This is a genomic window from Ferruginibacter sp. (assembly GCF_028288465.1).
GTDB lineage: Bacteria > Bacteroidota > Bacteroidia > Chitinophagales > Chitinophagaceae > Ferruginibacter.
The window spans coordinates 12,849-33,869 of record NZ_JAQBNR010000068.1; the positions used below are offsets into that span (position 1 = coordinate 12,849).

The 21,021-nt window shown below is 42.4% G+C and carries 9 protein-coding genes; all 9 read left to right on the forward strand.

The features are described 5' to 3' along the window. Nucleotides 1–189 precede the first annotated feature (189 nt). The 9 genes from JWR61_RS25135 (at nt 190) to JWR61_RS25175 (ending at nt 20,954) form a co-directional block, all read left to right on the forward strand. A complete protein-coding gene (locus JWR61_RS25135) occupies nt 190–2,565 on the forward strand; it encodes an ABC transporter permease (RefSeq protein ID WP_301930420.1) in 2,376 nt (791 codons plus the stop codon). Between the two features lie 222 nt (nt 2,566–2,787). Then, nucleotides 2,788–3,582, forward strand: coding sequence for an ABC transporter permease (locus JWR61_RS25140; RefSeq protein WP_301930421.1), 795 nt, complete (start codon nt 2,788–2,790; stop codon nt 3,580–3,582). 31 nt (nt 3,583–3,613) lie between these two features. Beyond that, nucleotides 3,614–5,134: an FtsX-like permease family protein gene (locus tag JWR61_RS25145; protein WP_367881825.1), complete on the forward strand. Its 1,521-nt coding sequence runs from the start codon at nt 3,614–3,616 to the stop codon at nt 5,132–5,134. A 237-nt stretch (nt 5,135–5,371) separates the two neighbouring features. Further along, on the forward strand, nt 5,372–7,795 hold the full coding sequence (locus JWR61_RS25150) for an ABC transporter permease (RefSeq protein ID WP_301930422.1): 2,424 nt from the start codon (nt 5,372–5,374) through the stop codon (nt 7,793–7,795). Between the two features lie 198 nt (nt 7,796–7,993). After that, nucleotides 7,994–10,336, forward strand: coding sequence for an ABC transporter permease (locus JWR61_RS25155; RefSeq protein WP_301930423.1), 2,343 nt, complete (start codon nt 7,994–7,996; stop codon nt 10,334–10,336). A 233-nt stretch (nt 10,337–10,569) separates the two neighbouring features. After that, nucleotides 10,570–12,954 (forward strand): ABC transporter permease, encoded by a 2,385-nt coding sequence (locus JWR61_RS25160; RefSeq protein ID WP_301930424.1) that lies wholly within the window; start codon nt 10,570–10,572, stop codon nt 12,952–12,954. Between the two features lie 192 nt (nt 12,955–13,146). Beyond that, a complete protein-coding gene (locus tag JWR61_RS25165) occupies nt 13,147–15,597 on the forward strand; it encodes an FtsX-like permease family protein (protein WP_301930425.1) in 2,451 nt (816 codons plus the stop codon). Between the two features lie 333 nt (nt 15,598–15,930). Then, on the forward strand, nt 15,931–18,369 hold the full coding sequence (locus JWR61_RS25170; RefSeq protein WP_301930426.1) for an ABC transporter permease: 2,439 nt from the start codon (nt 15,931–15,933) through the stop codon (nt 18,367–18,369). Nucleotides 18,370–18,515: 146 nt separating this feature from the next. Continuing rightward, nucleotides 18,516–20,954, forward strand: coding sequence for an ABC transporter permease (locus JWR61_RS25175; RefSeq protein ID WP_301930427.1), 2,439 nt, complete (start codon nt 18,516–18,518; stop codon nt 20,952–20,954). Nucleotides 20,955–21,021 lie beyond the last annotated feature (67 nt).

Below are 21,021 nucleotides of genomic sequence, written 5' to 3' on the forward strand. Positions count from 1 at the left end.
AAATAATTCCGCCGAATATTGATAATCTGGCAGACTGCCTTTTATAAATATCCACTTGTACGAAATCAGACACAGGTTGTCCGGTTTCGTACACTTTTTTTAAGGAGATATCTGAAATCCTTTGCAGTAAAGCATTTTAGCGTGGCATGGCTGTTGTAACCAATCTGCAAACACCCAAGGGGCAACAGCATGATACAAAACTACTTTAAGATTGCCTGGCGCAGTTTGCTAAAAAATAAAGGCACCACTGCCATCAACATACTTGGTTTATCGGTAGGGATGACGGCTGCCGTATTTATACTGTTGTGGGTACAGAACGAAATGAATTTTGATGATTACCACAAAGAAGAAAGCAGTATTTACCGGCTTACCACAAGGCTGCCCTCGCAGGGCTGGGTTTGGGAGAGTACCCCGCTTTTACTGGCAGATGCCATAAAAAAAGAAGTACCGGAAATTACAAACGCTACCCGCTTGTACACGAGCAACTGGCCAGTTTTTACCATCAAAAACAACCTGTTTTACAGTAAAGGTTGTGCCTATGTAGATGAAGCCTGGTTCAATATTTTTAAGTATGATTTTAAAGAAGGTAATGCGGCGTCTTTTGATGCCAATCCTTTCAGCATCATATTAACCAGTACCGAAGCAAAAAAATATTTTGGTAACGCTACTGCCGTGGGGCAAACGATCCGGGTAGATTCAGTGAATTACCAGGTAAGAGGTGTGGTGGCCGATGCACCTACCAATTCAAGTTTTCAATACACGTCTTTTATACCCATCAGTGCACTGATGACCAATCCGCAGATACGGGAAAACGACCAGCAGTGGGGCAATGCCAACTATATCACTTTTGTAAAAACCAGTGCGGGGAGTAAGCCCGCTATTATAGAAAAAAAGATAACGGATTTGATGGCCTCAAAAAGCAAGGGAGATGCCACGCCGATATCGATGATCGCTTTAAAAGACATGCACTTTGAAACAGAAATAGGCAATTCTGTTTTTATACACGGCAACCTCAACACGGTGTATGTATTTTCTATACTTGGTTTTTTATTGTTGCTGATTGCCTGCATCAATTATGTAAATCTTACTACTGCAAGGGCCAGCCTGCGGGCAAGGGAGGTGAGCGTACGTAAAATAAATGGTGCTGACCGGTCGCATCTTTTCCTGCAATTTATTACGGAGTCTTTATTGATCAGTCTCCTGTCGTTGTTTGCAACACTGGTGCTGATAAAATGCTGCCTGCCGGTATTTAACCAGCTAACAGAAAAATCATTTGAACTGCCGCTGACATCCCTGAACACATGGAAGGTATTGGGTTGCACATTATTGGCGGCCCTGCTGCTCAACAGTATTTATCCTGCCTTGTTGCTATCCTCTTTTAAGCCATTGAATGTGTTCCGTGGCAACACCGTACTGAAAATAAAAGACGCCACTTTCCGCAAAGGCCTGGTGGTATTGCAGTTTACCGTTTCTGTGATATTAATTGCGGGCACCATTGTAATCTACTCCCAGCTTCAGTTTATTCAGCATAAAAACCCGGGCTATAACAGGTCGCAAACCCTGTCGTTTATGTTGCCCCAAGCCATCGAAAGAGGAAAGCGGGAATCGGTGATGGCGGCGATGAAGCAGGACCTGCTTGCTGAAAGCAGCATCGAAAAAGTGGCCACTTCCAACCAGCCACTGGTAAACCTTGGCAGCGTGTGTACGGAATGCGCCGATTGGAAAGGGCGTGATACCAGCTACAATCCTAAGATAACACAACTTTCTGCCGACACAGATTTTGAAAAGACGATGCAACTAAAAATGAAAGAAGGTGAATGGTTTGGTGAAAAAAATAATAATGGTGCACATGGTTTTATATTGAATGAAACTGCAGTGAAAGACTTTAAACTGCCGTTACCGGCAACAGGTACATGGTTTGTTTTTAAAGGAGATACCGGCCGTGTGATTGGCGTGGTAAATGATTTTGCCTATAAGAGCCTGCATGAAAAATCGGGCCCGGTGGTAATATTCAACAATGCTAAATGGAGAAATCTTTTTACGGTGAGAATTGCCGGGGAAAAAGCTGCAACGGGATTGAGCGCCATCAACACTGTCTGGAAAAAATATGTGAGCGACAGTCCGCTGGAGTATAATTTTTTAGATGACACGTTCAATAATTTATATAAACAAGACCAGCAGACTTCTTTCCTCATGATTGTGTTTGCTGTTATTGCCATCGTGATTTCAGCGCTGGGATTGTTTAGCCTTGCTGCCTTTGAAGCAGCGCAACGCACCAAAGAGATTGGCGTAAGAAAAGTGCTGGGCGCTACGGTTGCAGGCATCGCAAAGTTGTTGTCAAAAGATTTTGTAAAGCTGGTAGGTATTGCCATCGTGATAGCGTCACCGGTTGCCTGGTGGGTTATGCAAAGGTGGATGCAGAACTTCGCTTACCGCATTGATATCAGCTGGTGGATGTTTGCATTGGCTGGTTTGTTTGCATTGCTGATAGCGTTTCTGACAGTGAGTTTCCAGGCCGTAAGGGCGGCTTTACTTAATCCGGTGAAGAGTTTGAAAAGCGAGTAATCCCCATCCCCTAAAGGGAGCAATGAAATGCATCGTTCAATTTTGGTGTTGGTTGAGAGCGTTGAAGAGTAAAAAAATAATAACAAATGAAAACGTCTTGACCTGCCTGTGCGGCTGGCAGCTGGATAATGGATAATTAAAAATGCAGCGACTACAACCGTACTGAAATATTCAAATTACCCCCCTTTAGGGCATGGGGGCAAACGACTTAAATATCATTCTATGATAAAAAATTATTTGAAAATCGCCTGGCGCAGCCTTTTAAAAAACAAAGTATCGTCTGTAATTAATATTACTGGTTTGGCGCTTGGCCTTGCTACCAGCATCATCATTATGCTGGTTGTTCTAAAAGAATTCAGTTACGATAAATTCAACGCTCATTTTGATGATATTTATTTACTGATGAAGAATCAGAAAGAGATGGATGGCATTTCAACGGGCAGCAGTACCGCAGGACCAATGGCTGCCACTTTCAGGGACGAACTGCCGGAAACTAAATATGCGGCAAGGGTAAGTTTCTTCGGTAACCAGATCATGAAGGCGGGAGATAAGACCATCTATGAATCTGGAATGTATGCAGAGCCTGACATTTTTAATATCATGAGTTTTCCTGCAGTTCAGGGAAATCCCGTTACAGCCTTGCAGGATCCCAATACGGTTGTAATCACTGAGCATACCGCTAAAAAATTCTTTGGTGATGAAAATCCAATGGGCAAAATCATTGTGGCGGATGTAAAAAATACCTTCAGGGTTGGGGCGGTTATTAAAGACATCCCAACAAACAGTACGCTGCAGTTTGACATGGTATTTCCTTTTAGTTTTTACGCTCTTTCCAACGAGTGGTTAAACAAATGGGATGATAACCGCATTCCAGACCTGGGTGCAGTTGAAGCCGGCTCAAAACATCGCTTCCGTAAATGCAAAACTAACAAGGCTGTTGCAGCAACGCTCCAGCGACACTACTGTTTCCCTGTTCGTCTATCCGCTCAGCAAGCTGAGATTGCACCGCAGTTTTAACAACGGAAAGCCGGATGGCGGCGGCATTGAAGTGGTAGTTTTACTGATCGCCCTTGGAGTATTTGTGTTGTTACTGGCATGTATCAATTTTATGAATATTGCCACTGCACGGTCTGAGCAACGCTCCCGGGAAGTAGGTGTGCGCAAAGTATTGGGTGTGTCACGTAAGCTGATCGCTTTTCAATTTTTGACCGAAGCCATATTGATGACCTTGCTGGCCTTGGTACTCGCTATTTTTATTGTTGAACTGGTATTGCCTTCTTTTAATCAATTCACCGAAAAAAATATTGAGTTTAATTTCAGCGACTGGAAAGTATGGTCGCTGATGGTTGCGATCAGTTTGTTTACGGGTCTTGTTTCTGGCAGCTATCCTTCCTTTATCATGAGCCGTTTTAAGGCAATCAAAGTTTTGAAAGGCCGGTTTGCGGAAGGCCGCAGCAGCGCGGGGTTGCGCAAAACACTGGTTACGGTGCAGTTTGTGATCTCTATCTTTTTTATTATCGCAACTATTGTAATTTATAAACAAATCAACTACGTAAAAAACCGTCCGCTTGGGTACGACCAGGAAAATTTAATTGACATTTCGGCCAACGCGGGCCTGGCAAATAAGTTTGGTATTTTTAAAAATGAACTGGCTGAAATCCCGGGCGTTAAAAGCGTAACAGCGGGTTCAGATAATATTCTCAACTTCGGCGGTGCCGTTACAGGCATCAATTACCCGGGCAAAATTCCGGGGCAGGAAATTTCTATCATTGTATCTTCAGTTCAGTATGACTGGACTAAAACAATGGGCATTACAATGCTTGAGGGCCGTGACTTCAGCCCATTATTTACCACTGACACAACAGCCTGCATCATCAACGAAGCTGCAGTAAAAAAGATGGGATTAAAGACACCCGTTGTTGGAACAAAATTAGACAACACTACCATAGTAGGTGTATTTAAGGATTTTGTTTACAACAATCCCTCCGGCATTATCGCACCCATGAAGATTTCTTTACAAACAGGCGGCTTGTCGCATTTTTTTGTACGCATCACTAACAATGACCAGTGGCGGCAAACGGTAGCTCAAATAGAAAAAGCCTCGAAAAAGATTGCTCCCGAATACCCGTTTGAATATTCTTTTACTAAAGCAGATTATAACGAACGTTTTGATAAATGGAGCTCCATCGGTGCACTGGCAACGCTGTTTGGGTCGATGGCCATCTTTATCGCTTGCCTGGGACTGTTTGGCTTCTCTTCTTTTCTTGCTGAACGCCGTGGCAAAGAAATGTCCATCCGCAAAGTGTTTGGAGCAAGTGCCAAAACGGTCTGGCTGTTACTCTCCGGTGATTTTTTAAAACCTGTTTTTATCGCAATTGCAATCACAATTCCTGTCGGTATATGGCTGGTACGTATGCTGCTTTCCAATATCACCTATCACACAGCATTAGATTGGTGGATGTTTGCACTGGCTGGTGGATTGGCCATTATTATTGCCTTAATTACCGTCGGCTTCCAGGCCATCAGGGCGGCTATCACTAGTCCGATAAAAAGTTTACAATCAGAATAAAAAATATTGCATGTAATCAGCTGCGTGATTGTTGAAACAGTACTTCCCAATGCCGCCATCTAAACAATAATTCTATGTACGAAATCAGACACCGGTTGTCCGTTTTCGTACACTTTATTTTAGGAGCTGTCTGTAACCCTTTGCGGTAAAGGGTTTTAGCGTGGCATGGCTGTTGTAACAATTGTAAAAACGTCAAAACCTGCCCGTACGGCTGGCAGACGCCAAAACACCCACCGCATGATTTACAATTATTTCAAAATAGCCTGGAGAAGTTTTTTAAATAACAAAGTCTACAATTCCCTTAATATCCTGGGCTTGTCTGTAGGCATGGTATGTGCCGGGCTTATTTTTTTATGGGTAGAAGATGAAGTGAATTATGACAAGTTCAATCTGAAAAAAGACCGTATCTATTTCACCAAAGTCAATCAAAAATATGATACGTATACAGCAACGTTCGGGTCAACGCCGGGCGTAATGGCACCCGCCATGCAGGCGGATATAACTGGTATCGAAAACACCTGCCGGGTAACTGAAGATCAGACTTCTTTATTGTTTAAGATGGGTGATAAAGCGATGTATGCCTCCGGTAAATATGCGGATCCATCTTTGTTCAGCATGTTTACATTGCCATTTGTGCAAGGTAATGCTGCTGTAGCTTTCAACCAGCTGTATTCAATTGTTTTAACGGAGAAAACGGCGACAAAATTTTTTGGTGATGACAAAAATGTACTTGGCAAAACCGTTAAAATTGACAACAAACAGGATTATGTTGTGACAGGTATTTTAAAAGACCTGCCTCCAAATTCCACCTTGCAGTTTGAGTGGGTGGCGCCATTTGAAGTGTATTATAAGCAATCACCCTGGGCGCAAAAATGGGGTAACTCCTGCGTAAGCAGTTATGTTGAATTAAAACATGGCGCTGACCTGGCTTCAGTAAATAAACAGTTGTACAATTACCTCCAGCAAAAGCAGGGAACCACTACGGCGACGTCACACGCTTTTCTATTTAGTATGAACGACTGGCACCTGTATGATGATTTTGATAACGGCAAACAAAGTGGCAATGGCCGTATCGTGTATGTTCGGCTTTTCTCCACCATTGCCTGGATCATCCTGTTGATAGCCTGTATTAATTTTATGAACCTGGCCACTGCCCGCAGTGAAAAAAGAGCAAGGGAAGTGGGCGTAAGAAAAGTAATGGGTGCAGGTAAAAAAAGGCTTGTTATCCAGTTTATCAGCGAAGCATTTTTGATGGCCTTTCTTGCAGCGATAGCTGCCATTGTTATTATGATACTTTTGTTGCCGGCTTTCAATTCACTGGTACAAAAACAGCTAACACCGGGATTAAACAACCCAATGCATATTATTTCAATTGTTGCGCTGATTCTAGTCTGCGGCTTTGTTGCGGGCAGTTATCCTTCGTTTTATTTATCCTCCTTTAACCCCATATTTGTATTAAAAGGTTTGAAATTGAAAACTGGCAGTGCAGCCTATATCCGCAAAGGTTTGGTAATTGCGCAGTTTACTGTTTCCATCGTACTGATCATTGGTACGGTTGTTATTTATCAGCAGATACAGCATGTAAAAAGCCGTAACCTCGGCTTCAATAAAAACAACCTGGTGCAGATGAACCTGCAGGGTGATATGCTTAAAAATTACAGCGTTATCAAACAGGATCTGATGAGTGCAGGCATTGCAGAAAATGTAGCGGTCACGGATCATGAAACCATTTACGACGGCAATAATACCACGGCTGTTGAGTGGCCGGGCAAAGCGCCTACCAGCAACATATTAATATCCCAACGTGTGGTGAGTCCTGAATTTATTTCCACTGCTGGATTGCAAATTGCATCCGGCAGAGATTTCCAGGAAACGGATATCGTGGAGATGGGTGATAACTTTAAACCTAAAGATTCTAACCAGGTTTTCAATGTGATCATCACCCAATCCATGGAAAAAATATTGGGCAATGGCAGTGCCATCGGCAAAACAATGCAACTGCCGGGGCAGAAAGAAAATGAATATTTTCATTTAAATGTCACCGGTGTTGTAAATGATTATGTGTACGGCAATATGTACGGCAAGTCGTCGCCCGTGATATTTTATTGTATACCAAAATTCACCACACTGATGTACGTGCGTACAAAACCGTCCGGCAATCCTGAGCAGTTGTTAGCCAAAATGGAAACGGTGATGAAAAAAGACAATCCTGCTTATCCTTTCGAATACAAATTTGTAGATGATCAGTTCAACGAAATGTTTATGAGTGAAATGCTGATCAGTAAACTGTCGCAGGTGTTTGCATCACTGGCCATTCTTATTTCCTGTCTTGGTTTATTTGGCCTGGCAGCCTATACCGCCGAACGCCGCACAAAAGAAATTGGCGTACGTAAAGTGCTTGGTGCATCTGCAAGCGGCCTGGCAGGTTTACTGTCTAAAGATTTTTTAAAACTGGTAGGTTTTTCCTGCCTGGTTGCTTTCCCGGTGGCCTGGTTTGTAATGAATAACTGGCTGAAACAATACGCTTACCGCATCAGCATTCACTGGCAGATATTTTTAATTGCGGGTGTAGCAGCGATGCTGATAGCAGCTGCCACCGTAAGTTTCCAGGCGTTAAAGGCAGCGCTGATGAACCCGGTAAAAAGTTTAAAAGCGGAGTGATGGGAACGCGGATGACGCGGATATAGGCAGATAGGAGCGGATTTTTTTGGATAGGAATACGGATGCAGCGGATTAAAACGGATCACGGCGGATTATTAATTGAACTCTTTTTTATTATCCGTTAAAATCAGCCCTTATCAGCTAAATCGGCGAATCTATAAATATATATACACTATGCTGCAGCACTATTTTAAAATTATGTATCGCAATTTATGGAAGAGTAAATTGTACAGCACCATCAATATTGCCGGGCTGGCACTGGGGTTAACCTGTTGTATGCTGATTGTATTGTACAATAAGGATGAGGCCAGCTTTGACCAGTTTCATACAAATAAAAACCAGCTGCACCGGGTGGTTACTGCAATTAAAGACGAGAAAGAGAACCGCAAATTGTCGCTCACCAACAGCCCGGTTGGACCTGCCTTTAAGGAAGCATTACCGGAGATAAAAGCCTTTGTCCGTTTGCAAAATGATTACGCCAATATAAAAAAAGGCACAGAGGTTATTGGGCAGGAAGTACTGAACGCAGATAGTAATTTCTTTGCTGTTTTTTCATTTCCCCTGCTGGCGGGTGACCCAGCAACGGCGTTAAAAGATCCGGAAGCAGTAGTGTTGACAGAAGATGCCGCCATCAAATATTTCGGCACAACCAATGTAATCGGTAAAACGGTAGAAGTTGGCAATCGCGGTGAATTTGCGCCGAAGAAAATAACAGCGGTAGCAAAAAATCCGCCCCAGAATTCTTCTATACAATTTGATGTGGTGACGCCTTTTACCGATAAAAGCACGGAGTGGATCGGCTTTTACATGAGTACCTACGTTTTATTGGCAGAAAATGCAAACCCCGAAAAAGTGGCTTCTAAATTTTCAGGTATTTTTTTCGCCAATGCAAAAGATGAATTAAAAAATGCAAGGGAACAAAATGGCTTTAAAGATGAAATTCATTTTGGCCTGCAACCTTTTACTGCCATGCACCTGGACACGGAATACGGCCAGGGCGATTTTAAAAACGCCAGCAAACCCATCTACGCTTATATCCTTACAGGCATTGCCATTTTTATTTTGCTGATTGCCTGTATCAATTTTATCAATCTTAAACTGGCGCATTCTATTCAAAGGGCCAAGGAAATTGGCGTACGCAAAGTAATGGGCGGTCAGCGTAAACAGCTCATTAAACAATTTTTAGGAGAATCATTTTTGCTAAGCCTGATTGCTTTTGTTGCGGCTGTTGGTTTAACCATATTGATACTGCCGGTATTCAATCAACTGGCTAACAAACAACTTAGTTTTTTCACGCTCTTGGATGCACCCTTGTTACTGACCTATGTATTGTTATTTTTGGTGACAGGATTTATTGCAGGGTTTTATCCAGCTCTTGTGTTGTCTGGTTTTAATCCATTACAAACCATCTATAACCGGCAAAAATTCCATGGCAAAAATTACCTTACCAAAGGATTGGTCATCTTTCAGTTTTCACTGGCTACCTTTCTTATCATCACTACGGTACTCATGTATGCCCAGTTTAATTTTTTAACCCATACCGATCTTGGTTATAATGATGCCAACACGGCTTTGCTGGATTTAGGCCGGGGAGCCGATCAAAAAAAAGTGGCGTTGTTAAAAGCCGAACTGGCAAAAGAACCATCCATACAAATGGTTGCAGCCAGCGATGGACATGGCAATATTACCAGCGGAAAAGTGGATGGTAAAGAAATGAGCTTTGCCTACAAACGCATGGACGAAAATTATCTAAGCGCTCTGCAGATTCCGCTGGTAAAAGGAAGAAATTTATTGAATGGATTTTCCGGCGATTCAACACAATCTGTTGTGATCAATGAAACTTTTGCAAAGCAGGCGGGATGGACCGATCCGATCGGCAAGCAGGTAGATTTTTTCTGGGCTAACAGGAAAGTAACCGTGGTGGGGGTGGTAAAAGACTATCATTTTGAAGCACTGCAAAATAAAATAATGCCTTTGCTTTTTGTTGCCGATCCGCATTTTGGTTTCGGGCAGTTGCTTGTAAAACTGACTCCCAATAATATTCCGGATGCGATGCAAACCATCGCATCCGTTTTTAAAAAAGTGTTTCCGTTTCAGCCGTACAGTTATGTCTTTATGGATTCCAGGAATAAAGACTACTACAAGGGAGAAGCAAAATGGAAGCAAATCATTACGTGGGCGGCCCTGCTCTCCATTTTTATCAGTTGTATCGGTTTGTTTGGGTTATCTATTTTATCAACAGAAAAAAGAACAAAAGAAGTCGGCATCCGCAAAGTATTGGGAGCAAGCGTGCAGAGTGTGGTCACTTTATTATCTGCCAATTTTATACAACTGGTATTGGTAGCATTTATTATTGCGGCTCCCATTGCCTGGTACGTCAACAACCAATGGCTGCAGCAATTTCCATACAGGATATCGGTGAGCTGGCAGGTGTTTATGTTATCAGGCCTGTCCATGATTCTACTGGCTGCAGCTACCATTAGTTTTCAAAGCGTACGGGCTGCATTGATGAACCCGGTGAGGAGTTTGAAGAGTGAATGATTGGAACGCTGATGACACGGAATTAAATGGATCAGGATGGATTTATTTTGAATAGGTACACTGACTATATGGATTAATACTGATTAAGGCAGGATTTTTTTAAAGGCATTTTTGTTATCCCAAAAAATCAGCTCTGATCAGTTTAATCAGCGATTCTGTACTGTAAATAGGAAGTCCAACAAAAAAGCAAAAAACGTCTTAACGCTTTAACGGCAAAAAATAAACGGCTGATCATGATACAAAACTTTTTTAAAACTGCCTGGAGGAGCTTGTTAAAAAACAAGGGCTACTCTTTCATTAACATCAGCGGGCTTGCGGTGGGTATGAGCGTTGCCATCCTGATTGGCTTGTGGGTTTGGGATGAAGTGACCTTTAATAAAAATTTCGACAATTATAACAGCCTTGCGAAAGTGATGCAGCACCAAACCTTCAACGGTGATGTGGGCACGCAAACTTCCCTGCCGTATTTAACCGGGGAAGAACTCAAAAAAAATTACGGTGATAATTTTAAGTATGTCTCCATGGCCACGTGGACCAATAACCATATCCTTGCTTTTGGTGAACAGAAAATAACCAAAAGCGGCAATTTTTTAGAACCGCAGATTACGGAGATGTTGTCGTTGAAAATGCTTAGCGGTACACGTACTGCTTTAAAGGATATTCATTCAGTTATTCTGTCTGCATCAACCGCTAAAGCGTTGTTTGGTACGGTTGATCCTGTTGATAAAATAATAAAACTTGACAGCAAGTTTGATGTAAAAGTGACTGGTGTGTATGAAGACCTTCCTTATAACTCTGACTTCAGCAACCTCACTTTTATAGCGCCCTGGCAGTTGTATATTGACGATAATTATTGGTCGGAGAAAGCGACCAATCCCTGGCGCAATAATTCCTTCCAGGCTTTTGTGCAACTGGCCGATCATGCAGACCTGGACAAGGTTTCAACGCAAATAAAAGACCTGAAATTAAGAAGGGTGTCCAAAGCAGATGCCGAATTTAAACCCGAGGTATTTCTGCATCCCATGAGTAAATGGCATTTGTATTCTGAATTTAAAAATGGCATCCAGTCTGGCGGAAGAATGCAATTTGTCTGGTTGTTCGCCATCATCGGATTTTTTGTGCTGCTGCTGGCCTGCATCAACTTTATGAACCTCAGCACGGCACGTTCTCAAAAGAGAGCCAAGGAGGTGGGTATAAGAAAAGCAATAGGCTCGCAGCGCGGGCAGCTGATAGGGCAATTTTTTGCAGAATCATTGCTGGTCACATCACTGGCTTTCATATTTGCCCTGTTGATTGTGCAACTTGTGTTGCCATTTTTTAATGAGATAGCAGATAAGAAAGTGGCCATCCTCTGGAGCAACCCCTTGTTCTGGTTGCTGGGTGTTGCCTTTGTGTTGATCACCGGTTTTATGGCCGGCAGTTATCCGGCTTTGTACTTATCCTCTTTTAAGCCGGTAAAAATTTTAAAAGGTACTTTCCAGGTGGGCCGTTTTGCTGCAGTTCCCCGAAAAGTACTGGTGGTACTGCAGTTCACGGTTTCGGTTGTGCTCATCATTGGTACCATCGTTGTTTTTAACCAAATACAATATGCAAGAAACCGTCCTGTAGGTTACAGCCGGGACGGCTTGCTAAGCATTTACCTGCGCACTGAAAATATTCACAAACACTTTGATGCGGTAAGCGACGAATTGAAAAGCTCCGGTGCTGTATCGGAAATTTCAGAAGCTTCCAGTGCAACTACTTATGTTGATGAACAGGACAATGGATTTGACTGGAAAGGAAAGCCACCTTCCGTTCAGGGGGATTTTGGCGTAGTATATGTGTCGCCTGATTTTGGTAAAACGATTGGCTGGCATATTAAAGAAGGACGGGATTTTTCAAAAGAATTTAAGACGGATTCTTTCGGAATTATACTCAACGAAACGGCTGTTAAATTTATGGGGCTGCAACATCCTGTAGATGAAGTCATCAACTGGGATGGCAAAGCGTATCATGTAGTAGGCGTTGTAAAAGATATGGTAATGCAATCGCCCTATGAGCCGGTATTCCGGACGGTTTTTGTTACCAACAACGATCCGCAGTCTGTTATCAATATCCGTATCAATCCCGCTACCAGTACAGCAGCGGCACTTGCAAAAATTGAAAAGGTTTTTAAAACATACAATCCCGATCAGCCTTTTGGATACCAGTTTACCAACGATGATTACGCCCGGAAATTTGGTGATGAAAAACGCATCGGTACACTGGCCAGCTGCTTTGCCATCTTAGCGACTTTCATTTCCTGCCTTGGTATTTTCGGACTGGCTTCTTTTACCGCAGAGCAGCGCACCAAAGAAATTGGCGTACGCAAAGTAAATGGCGCCTCTGTATTTAATCTGTGGCAATTGCTTTCAAAAGATTTTGTGATGCTGGTATTTATTTCTTTTTTAATTGCTACACCCATCGCCTGGTACAGCATGCACAACTGGCTGAAAACATATGAGTATAAAACCGGTATTTCCGGGTGGATTTTTGTGTTGGTTTGTCTGGGCGCATTGCTGATTACTTTACTAACGGTCAGTTATCAAAGCATTAAAGCGGCAGTGATGAACCCGGTGAAGAGTTTGAAGAGTGAGTAAAAAGAAGCTCCCTAAATCCGCCAGGGGACTTTTGAAGAGCTTAACAATTCGATCGTTTAGCGCATAGGTGATTTAAAAAGAGCTACGAATTAGCAAGCTGCTACCATAGGAGGTAGGCGGTTTTCCAAGATTAAAAAACTTAACACTTTACCGGAAAAAAAATAAAAATACAAACGCCTTAACAGTCAAACAATGATAAAAAACCATTTCAAAACAGCCTGGAGAAGTTTTCGCAAAAACAAAGTTTTTTCGGCGATCAATATTGTTGGCCTTGCAATCGGAATCAGTGCGTCATTGGTTATTTTTTTGATCGTTGATTACGATTATAGTTTTAATACATCGGTCAAAGATGGCGACCGCATTTACAGGGTGGTGAGTAATTTTTCTTTTTCCGGGGAAGCCTATCATAATTCGGGTGTGCCCATACCGATGGGAGACGCCGTGAGAAAAGAACTGACGGGTATTGATAAGGCAGCACCTTTTAATACCATGGATGATGCTGCCAAGATAAGTGTGCCCGTAGCCGGTAAACAGGAACCTGTTGTATTTAAAAAACAAAAAAATATTGTGTTCGCAGATTCAGGCTATTTTAACCTGATCGATTATACATGGGTTGCAGGTACTGCCAATACATCTTTACAGGCGCCATCACAGGTGGTACTTACAACCTCCGCCGCAGCCTTGTATTTTCCTCAACTAACACCCGACAAGATTGTAGGAAGGGAATTGTATTTTAATGACACGGTGCTTACCACTGTAACGGGTGTGGTGAAAGACCTTACTTACAATACCGATTTTAATTTCAACGTATTTATATCAAGGGCTACGCTTGAAAAAACAAGTCTTAAACCATTTGACTGGGCTGAGTGGAACAACACCAGTGGTTCATCACAATTGCTGGTAAAATTATCTGCCGGTTCAACCAGGGCGCAGGTAGAAAGCCGTGTTAAAACACTGTACGAAAAATACCATAAGAAAGATCCCAATGATCATAGCATTACCAGTCATGCACTGCAACCTCTAAGCGACCTGCATTACAATGCAGACTATGGCGGATATGATCTGCCACTCAGCAATAAACCAACCTTGTATGGTTTGCTGGCAGTTGCAGCCTTTTTATTGCTGCTGGCTTGTATCAACTTTATAAATCTTACCACCGCACAGGCTTCGCAAAGAGCAAAGGAGATTGGTGTACGTAAAACAATGGGCAGTTCAAAAAAACAATTGGTGTGGCAGTTTTTAAGCGAGACTTTTTTGCTGACATTTGTCGCCACCATTTTATCCATCATCATTGCGCCGTTGCTGTTAAAAGTATTTGCTGATTTTATTCCCCCGGGTTTACATTTTGATGTATCAGCACAACCGGGCATCATCATTTTTTTACTGCTGCTGATACCTGCTGTAAGTATTTTGTCGGGCTTTTATCCGGCCATGGTATTATCGGCTTATCAGCCGGTGCTGGTATTAAAGAACCAGTCGAATACAGGCAAAGGAAGGTCACGCAATGCCTGGTTACGCAAATCATTAACGGTATCTCAATTCGTAATTGCTCAGGTGTTTATTATCGCTACCATACTGGTAAGTAAACAAATACAATTTTCATTGACCAAGGACATGGGTTTTAAAAAAGAATCCATGGTACTTACACAAACAAATTTTTATGATACTTCGAAACAAAAAAAATATGTACTGTCCGAAAAGATAAAAGCTATACCTGCTGTGGCAGGCATCAGTATAAGCACCAACCCGCCCTCATCAAACAGTACCTGGAGTGGCACCATGAAATATAAAGATGGCAAAAAAGAAATAGAGACGGACGTGCAGCAAAAATTTGCAGATACTGCTTACCTGCATCTTTACCATTTGAAATTATTGGCAGGTACTAACTATCCATATTCAGATTCGGTGAATGCATTTTTGATCAACGAAACTTACCTGCACATACTTGGCTTTCAAAACCCGGCAGATGCCATTGGAAAAGAGATTGAATGGAGCAATAAAAAGATACCCGTTGCCGGGGTAGTAGGGGATTTTAACCAGCAGTCTTTACGTGAACCCGTTAAGCCACTTGTTTTAGCTTGCAATCCGGGATGGCAGCGCACTTTAAATATTGCCCTGTACCCGCAAACGGCTCCCGGCGACTGGAAAAAAGCCATCAGCAAAATGGAACTTGCGTGGAAAGAAGTGTATCCGGGAACCGATTTTGAATACAGTTTTTTAGATGAAGACATTGCTAAGTATTATAAGGCAGAACAAAACATTTCCCGCTTATTGATGTGGGCAACAGGGCTTGCTATTTTTATCAGTTGCCTGGGTTTGCTGGGCCTGGTGATTTACATCACCAACCAGCGTACAAAGGAAATCGGAATAAGAAAAACAGTAGGGGCAACCGTAACACAAATCGTCAAGCTCTTGTCCAAAGATTTTTTACGGCTTGTTATCATTGCTTTTGTGATTGCGGTACCCATCACCTGGTGGGGCTCTGTTCAATGGCTCAACAACTTTGCTTATAAAACGGATATCAGTGTGTGGATATTTTTAGCAGGAGGGATGATTATGTTTTTAATGGCGCTGCTGATACTGTGCATCAGGAGCTTCCAGGCTGCAACAGTGAACCCGGTTAAAAGTTTGAGGAGTGAGTGAGATGTCTGATGTCCGATGTTTTGATGTCTGATTTTGGGTGTTCAATTTTTTGATGGCTATTTTTTAAGTCAGGTGTGGGATTGCAAATACCTGATAGTTTTCAGCTCCATCGAAGCTACCTCTCTGTAGAATGTGAACATTGTTTTTTTATATTTAACTCCGTGGGAGTTTCCGTTTTTTTGAAAATGATTACAAATAAAACAAATGCTGTAGCAAATTGAAGAAGAGTACCACAAGGCTGAAAATGTACAAGGGAGTGACACAACGATGATGACCATGGCTGTGTTTTTAGCCTGTAGAAAAAAGATACATAACGCAATAAAAGTTTAAAAGATGATAAGAAATTATTTCAAAATAGCCTGGAGAAATTTGTTGAAAAACAAAGCCTTCTCTGTCATTAATATTATCGGCCTTGCATCGGGCCTGGCTTGTTTTATTTTGATTGCGTTATATGTGGCGGATGAACTGAGCTATGACCGCTTTAATGAAAAAGCAAACCGTATTTACCGGGTGAATACGGATATTGTTTTTGGTGGGACCAACCTGCATATGGCCACCACCTGCGACCCGATGGGCGCCACGTTAAAAAGAGACTATCCACAGGTGGAAGAATATGTTCGGTTTTACAATTCAAACGGATCCAAGCTATTAAGAAAAGGCAATGAATTTATCCATGAAACGAATGTGGTGCATGCAGATTCTACGCTGTTCGATGTGTTTACCTTGCCAGCTGTAGCCGGTAATACGAAGACGGCGTTGAACGAGCCAAACACCGTGGTGATCAATGCTTCAACGGCCATGAAATATTTTGGCACCACCGATGCTGTTGGTAAAACCATTGAAACCAATGAAAACAACAGCACTTTATACAGGGTAACGGCTGTTATAAAAGACATACCACACAACGCCCATTTTAATTTTGATTTTATTTTTTCGATGGACAATGTGCAGTACGATTTTGGCAACTATTTAAGTTGTAATCACCAGACCTATATCGTGCTGAAGGAAGGTACCGATTATAAAGTATTTGAGAAAAACTTTGCGCAGGTAGCCGAGAAATATGTGCTGCCACAGGCCAGTCAATTTTTGAATATTAGTTCACTGGCTGATTTTAAAAAAGCCGGCAATAAATTAGACTATACCCTGATGCCACTGACAGATATTCATCTTCATTCCGATCGCAGTCCGGAGCTGGGTATTAATGGCAGCATAGAGTATGTGTACATTTTTTCAGCCGTGGCTTTTTTTGTGTTGCTATTGGCTTGTGTCAATTTTATGAATCTTTCTACGGCCCGTTCAGCTGGCAGGGCAAAGGAAGTAGGCATGCGGAAAGTGATGGGCACGCAAAGGAAATCGCTGATTGGACAATTCCTTACCGAGTCTGTTTTAATGACTTTTGTTTCCTTGTTACTCGCCCTGGCGATCGCTGCTTTTTGCATGAAATATTTTAATGAGTTATCCGGTAAAAGCCTTGCTATTACTGACTTGCTGCGGCCTGGTTACCTGGCATTTTTAATATTGCTGCCGCTTGCGGTTGGTATAATAGCAGGTGGTTACCCGGCGTTTTATTTATCAGGCTTTAAGCCAATAACAGTATTAAAAGGAAAGGTAAATGCTGGCGTAAAAAAGAGCGGTTTAAGAAATGCGCTCGTTGTTATTCAATTCAGTACTTCTATTATCCTGATTGTTGGAACGATGGTGGTATATCGTCAGCTGAATTATATCCAGACAAAAAAACTGGGCTTTAATAAAGACCAGTTGCTGATTGTTAACGGCACAGGTTCGCTTGGCAAGAACAGCGAAGTATTTAAAAATGAAGTTGCAAAAATGACCGGTGTAAACGGTGCCAGTGCTGCGGGGTTTTTGCCTGTTTCCAATTCTTCAAGAAGCGATTTAACTTACTCGAAGAGCGCCGTGATGGATTCTAAAAGCGGGTTGAACATGCAGACCTGGCGCATCGATTATGACTACATCAAAACGATGGGGATGGAGATTATACAGGGGAGAAATTTTTCAAAACATTTTGGAGCAGATTCCAGTGCTGTCATCATTAATGAAAGTACGGCGGCATTGCTGGGATATAAAGACCCGGTTGGAAATAAGATTTATAGTTATGGGGATGGACAGTTTTCAAAGCAACTTTTTTCCTATAACATTATCGGGATTGTGAAAAATTTTCACTACGAATCATTGCGGCAAACAGTAGCACCACTTTGTTTTCGTTTGGGTGATGCGGGCTGGGCTACTGCGTTTAAAGTTAGTACTGGAGATGTAAAAAGTTTGGTAGCTAACATAGAAACCGAATGGAAAAAATTGTCGCCGGCTATGCCTTTCAGCTACCAGTTTTTAGATGACTCCTTTAATGAAATGTATAAGGTAGAACAGCGCACAGGCAAGCTGGGCCTGAGTCTTTCCATTGTGGCTATATTGATTGCCTGTCTTGGATTATTTGGCCTTGCTACTTACATGGCAGAACAACGCACCAAAGAAATGGGCGTACGGAAAGTACTGGGCGCTACTACAGAAAGCCTGGTGAAATTATTATCTGCTGACTTTTTACGGCTGGTTTTAATTGCATTGGTTGTAGCCGTTCCGGTTGCGTGGGCGTTGATGCATTTCTGGTTAAAAGATTTTGCTTTCCGCATCGACATGCCCTGGTGGGTATTTGTTGCGGCGGGTGTTTCGGCGATGCTGATTGCTTTGCTTACGGTGAGTTACCAGAGTATAAAAGCGGCGTTGACGAACCCGGTGAAGAGTTTGAGGAGTGAGTAGGAGCGACCGAGCCCCCCTGCCCCCCAAGGGGGGTGCCAGGTAAAGCTTACTGGGCGAAGATTTACTAGAAATTAAAAAGTAAAAATTAAAACGTCTCGACGGTAAAACAAAAATGATAAACGTCTAAACGCCTTTCGGCTACTACCATGATAAAAAATTATTTTAAGATAGCTATCAGAACCTTAACAAAAAATAAGGCCTTCTCTTTAATTAATATCGTTGGTCTTGCGGTGAGCATGTCGGTTTGTTTGCTCATCATTAATATCTACGCTGATCAAAAAAGTTATGATCAGTTTCATGGCAATAAGGATCGCATTTACCGGGTGCTGACTTATGGTATTGGGGGCGATAATAGTAAAACAGCCAGTTCTGCTTTTCCGCTGGCAAAAAAACTACAACAGGATTATCCGGGTATTGAGCAGACAGCAAGCCTGGTGCGAAATATCGGTGGTGATATGTTGTACAAGGAAAAGGCGGCATCCGGCGGTGGCTATTTCGCTGATGGCCAACTGTTCAAAATAATGGATTTTAAACTGAGTAAAGGCGATGCTGCAACTGCCTTGCAAAATCCCTATTCTCTGGTGATCACAGAAGAGATCGCCAAAGAATTATTTAACAACGAAGACCCGATTGGTAAAGCGGTACAGTTTAATGATAAAGGTGTTAATCCCGGTGGCCCGGAAAAAGGAAACAAAGAAACCGCGTTTGGTATATTTACCATTACCGGTGTGCTGCAAAACGTGCCTGGTAAAACTCATTTGCCTTTTAAATTACTGGCATCCTTAAGCACTTTGCCAGCACTTGCCAATGAAAAGAAACTCGGCTTCGATGCAAATGACTGGGGCAATGTCTGGACCAATTATACATACGTATTGCTGGAAAAAACCAACACCAAAGCCAACCTGCAGGCTGATTTGAACCAGGTTGCAGCCATGCAATATCCAAAGGGGAGTGGCAGCCGTTTTGTTTTTAAAGCCCAGGCTTTAAATGAAATTACGCCCAGCAATCCGATAGGTAACGAAACGCATTTATCGATGCCTGTCGTCATGCTCCTGATTTTGAGTATTCTTGGTATGATCATTATGTTCTCAGCCTGCCTCAATTATACCAACCTCTCTGTTGCAAGGGCTTTAACGAGGGCAAAGGAAGTCGGATTAAGAAAAGTTGCGGGTGCCACAAGGGCGCAGGTTTTCGCCCAGTTTATTTGCGAAGCAATTATCGTTTCACTTGCCGCTCTTGTATTGGCAGTGGTGATGTTAAAATTGCTGGCGATTGCTTTTACGGGTTTGTGGTTGAACCAATTTATCAACATCAGCTTTCAGCAAAGCCTGCCGTTGTTGCTGGTGTTTGTCGCATTTGCTGTGCTGATCGGTTTCATTGCCGGGCTGCTGCCTTCCATTTACATGGCCGCATTTAACCCCATTGTGATGATGAAAAACTTTGGTGGATTAAAATTATTTAAGCGATTAACCTTAAGAAAAGTATTGCTGGTTACACAGTTTTGTGTGTCGCTGATTTTTATTATATCCACGGCGGTATTGTACCAGCAAACAAAACGCATTTTAAATTTCGATTATGGTTTTGATAAAAAAAATATAGTTGATGTTAGTTTATACAAGCTTGATAACTACCAGCGTTTTGCGCAGGCTATTGAAGGCAACAAGGATATTGGCGGCATTTCTGCCTGTTCGTTTATGCCCGCCACCGGCAGCAACAATGGCACCCGCATTTTTAAAGTGGAGCGGTCAAAAGACAGCATGGATGTGAGTTTCTTTGATGTAGATGCAAAGTTCATTGATGTTTGGAGCCTGAAACTACTGGCCGGTAAAACATTTCCCGAAATGCCGGACACCAGTGGCGAACGATATATAATAGTCAACGAAACTATGGTGAGGCGTTTCAACTATGGAACTCCCATCGCCGCTGTTGGACAAAAGATTTTAATAGATGGCAATACAGTAGAGATTGCCGGTGTGGTAAAAGATTTTCAATTCCTGGATGTGTCACGCCCGATAGAAGCGTTGGTACTTCGTAACAGGCCCAAGGAGTTTGGCTATGCCAATATAAAAGTCAGCGGTCATCACACATCTGAAACCATCGCCTTTTTGGAAAAGACCTGGAAAAAAGTAAACCCCAATGCAAAATTTGAGTACTCATTTTTAGATGAGCAGTTATTAATGACGCACTCTTTTTTAGTGGATGTGGCAAAGATTTTAGGTTTTCTTTCTTTGATGGCAGTGCTTATTTCCTCCTTTGGTTTACTGGGCATGGCGACTTACACGGCAGAAACCCGGGCGAAAGAAATCAGCATCCGCAAAGTGGTCGGATCAAGTGTGCCGCAGATTATTGTGCTGCTCTCCAAAGGCTATGCACAACTACTGCTGATAGCCATTATAATAGCGGTACCGCTTTCCTGGTATCTTAATAATATGTGGCTGCAATTTTTTGCCTACCGTGTCAGCGTGAGTGCCGGTATATTGCTGATGAGTGTTGTGATGATGTTGCTGATCAGTATGGTGACGGTATTATCCCAATCATTGCGGGCGGCTTTTTCAAACCCTGTTGACAGTCTCAAGCCAGACTAGATTAATGGATAATTTTTTAATGGAGAATGGAGAATGTGACGTAATAATCGCCAAAGCCTTTTAACAG

Bases quoted from the DNA above. Each gene is read 5' to 3' on its own strand.
- JWR61_RS25135 (WP_301930420.1), top strand. From the start codon at position 190: ATGATACAAAACTACTTTAAGATTGCCTGGCGCAGTTTGCTAAAAAAT.
- JWR61_RS25140 (WP_301930421.1), top strand. From the start codon at position 2,788: ATGATAAAAAATTATTTGAAAATCGCCTGGCGCAGCCTTTTAAAAAAC.
- JWR61_RS25150 (WP_301930422.1), top strand. From the start codon at position 5,372: ATGATTTACAATTATTTCAAAATAGCCTGGAGAAGTTTTTTAAATAAC.
- JWR61_RS25155 (WP_301930423.1), top strand. From the start codon at position 7,994: ATGTATCGCAATTTATGGAAGAGTAAATTGTACAGCACCATCAATATT.
- JWR61_RS25160 (WP_301930424.1), top strand. From the start codon at position 10,570: ATGATACAAAACTTTTTTAAAACTGCCTGGAGGAGCTTGTTAAAAAAC.
- JWR61_RS25165 (WP_301930425.1), top strand. From the start codon at position 13,147: ATGATAAAAAACCATTTCAAAACAGCCTGGAGAAGTTTTCGCAAAAAC.
- JWR61_RS25170 (WP_301930426.1), top strand. From the start codon at position 15,931: ATGATAAGAAATTATTTCAAAATAGCCTGGAGAAATTTGTTGAAAAAC.
- JWR61_RS25175 (WP_301930427.1), top strand. From the start codon at position 18,516: ATGATAAAAAATTATTTTAAGATAGCTATCAGAACCTTAACAAAAAAT.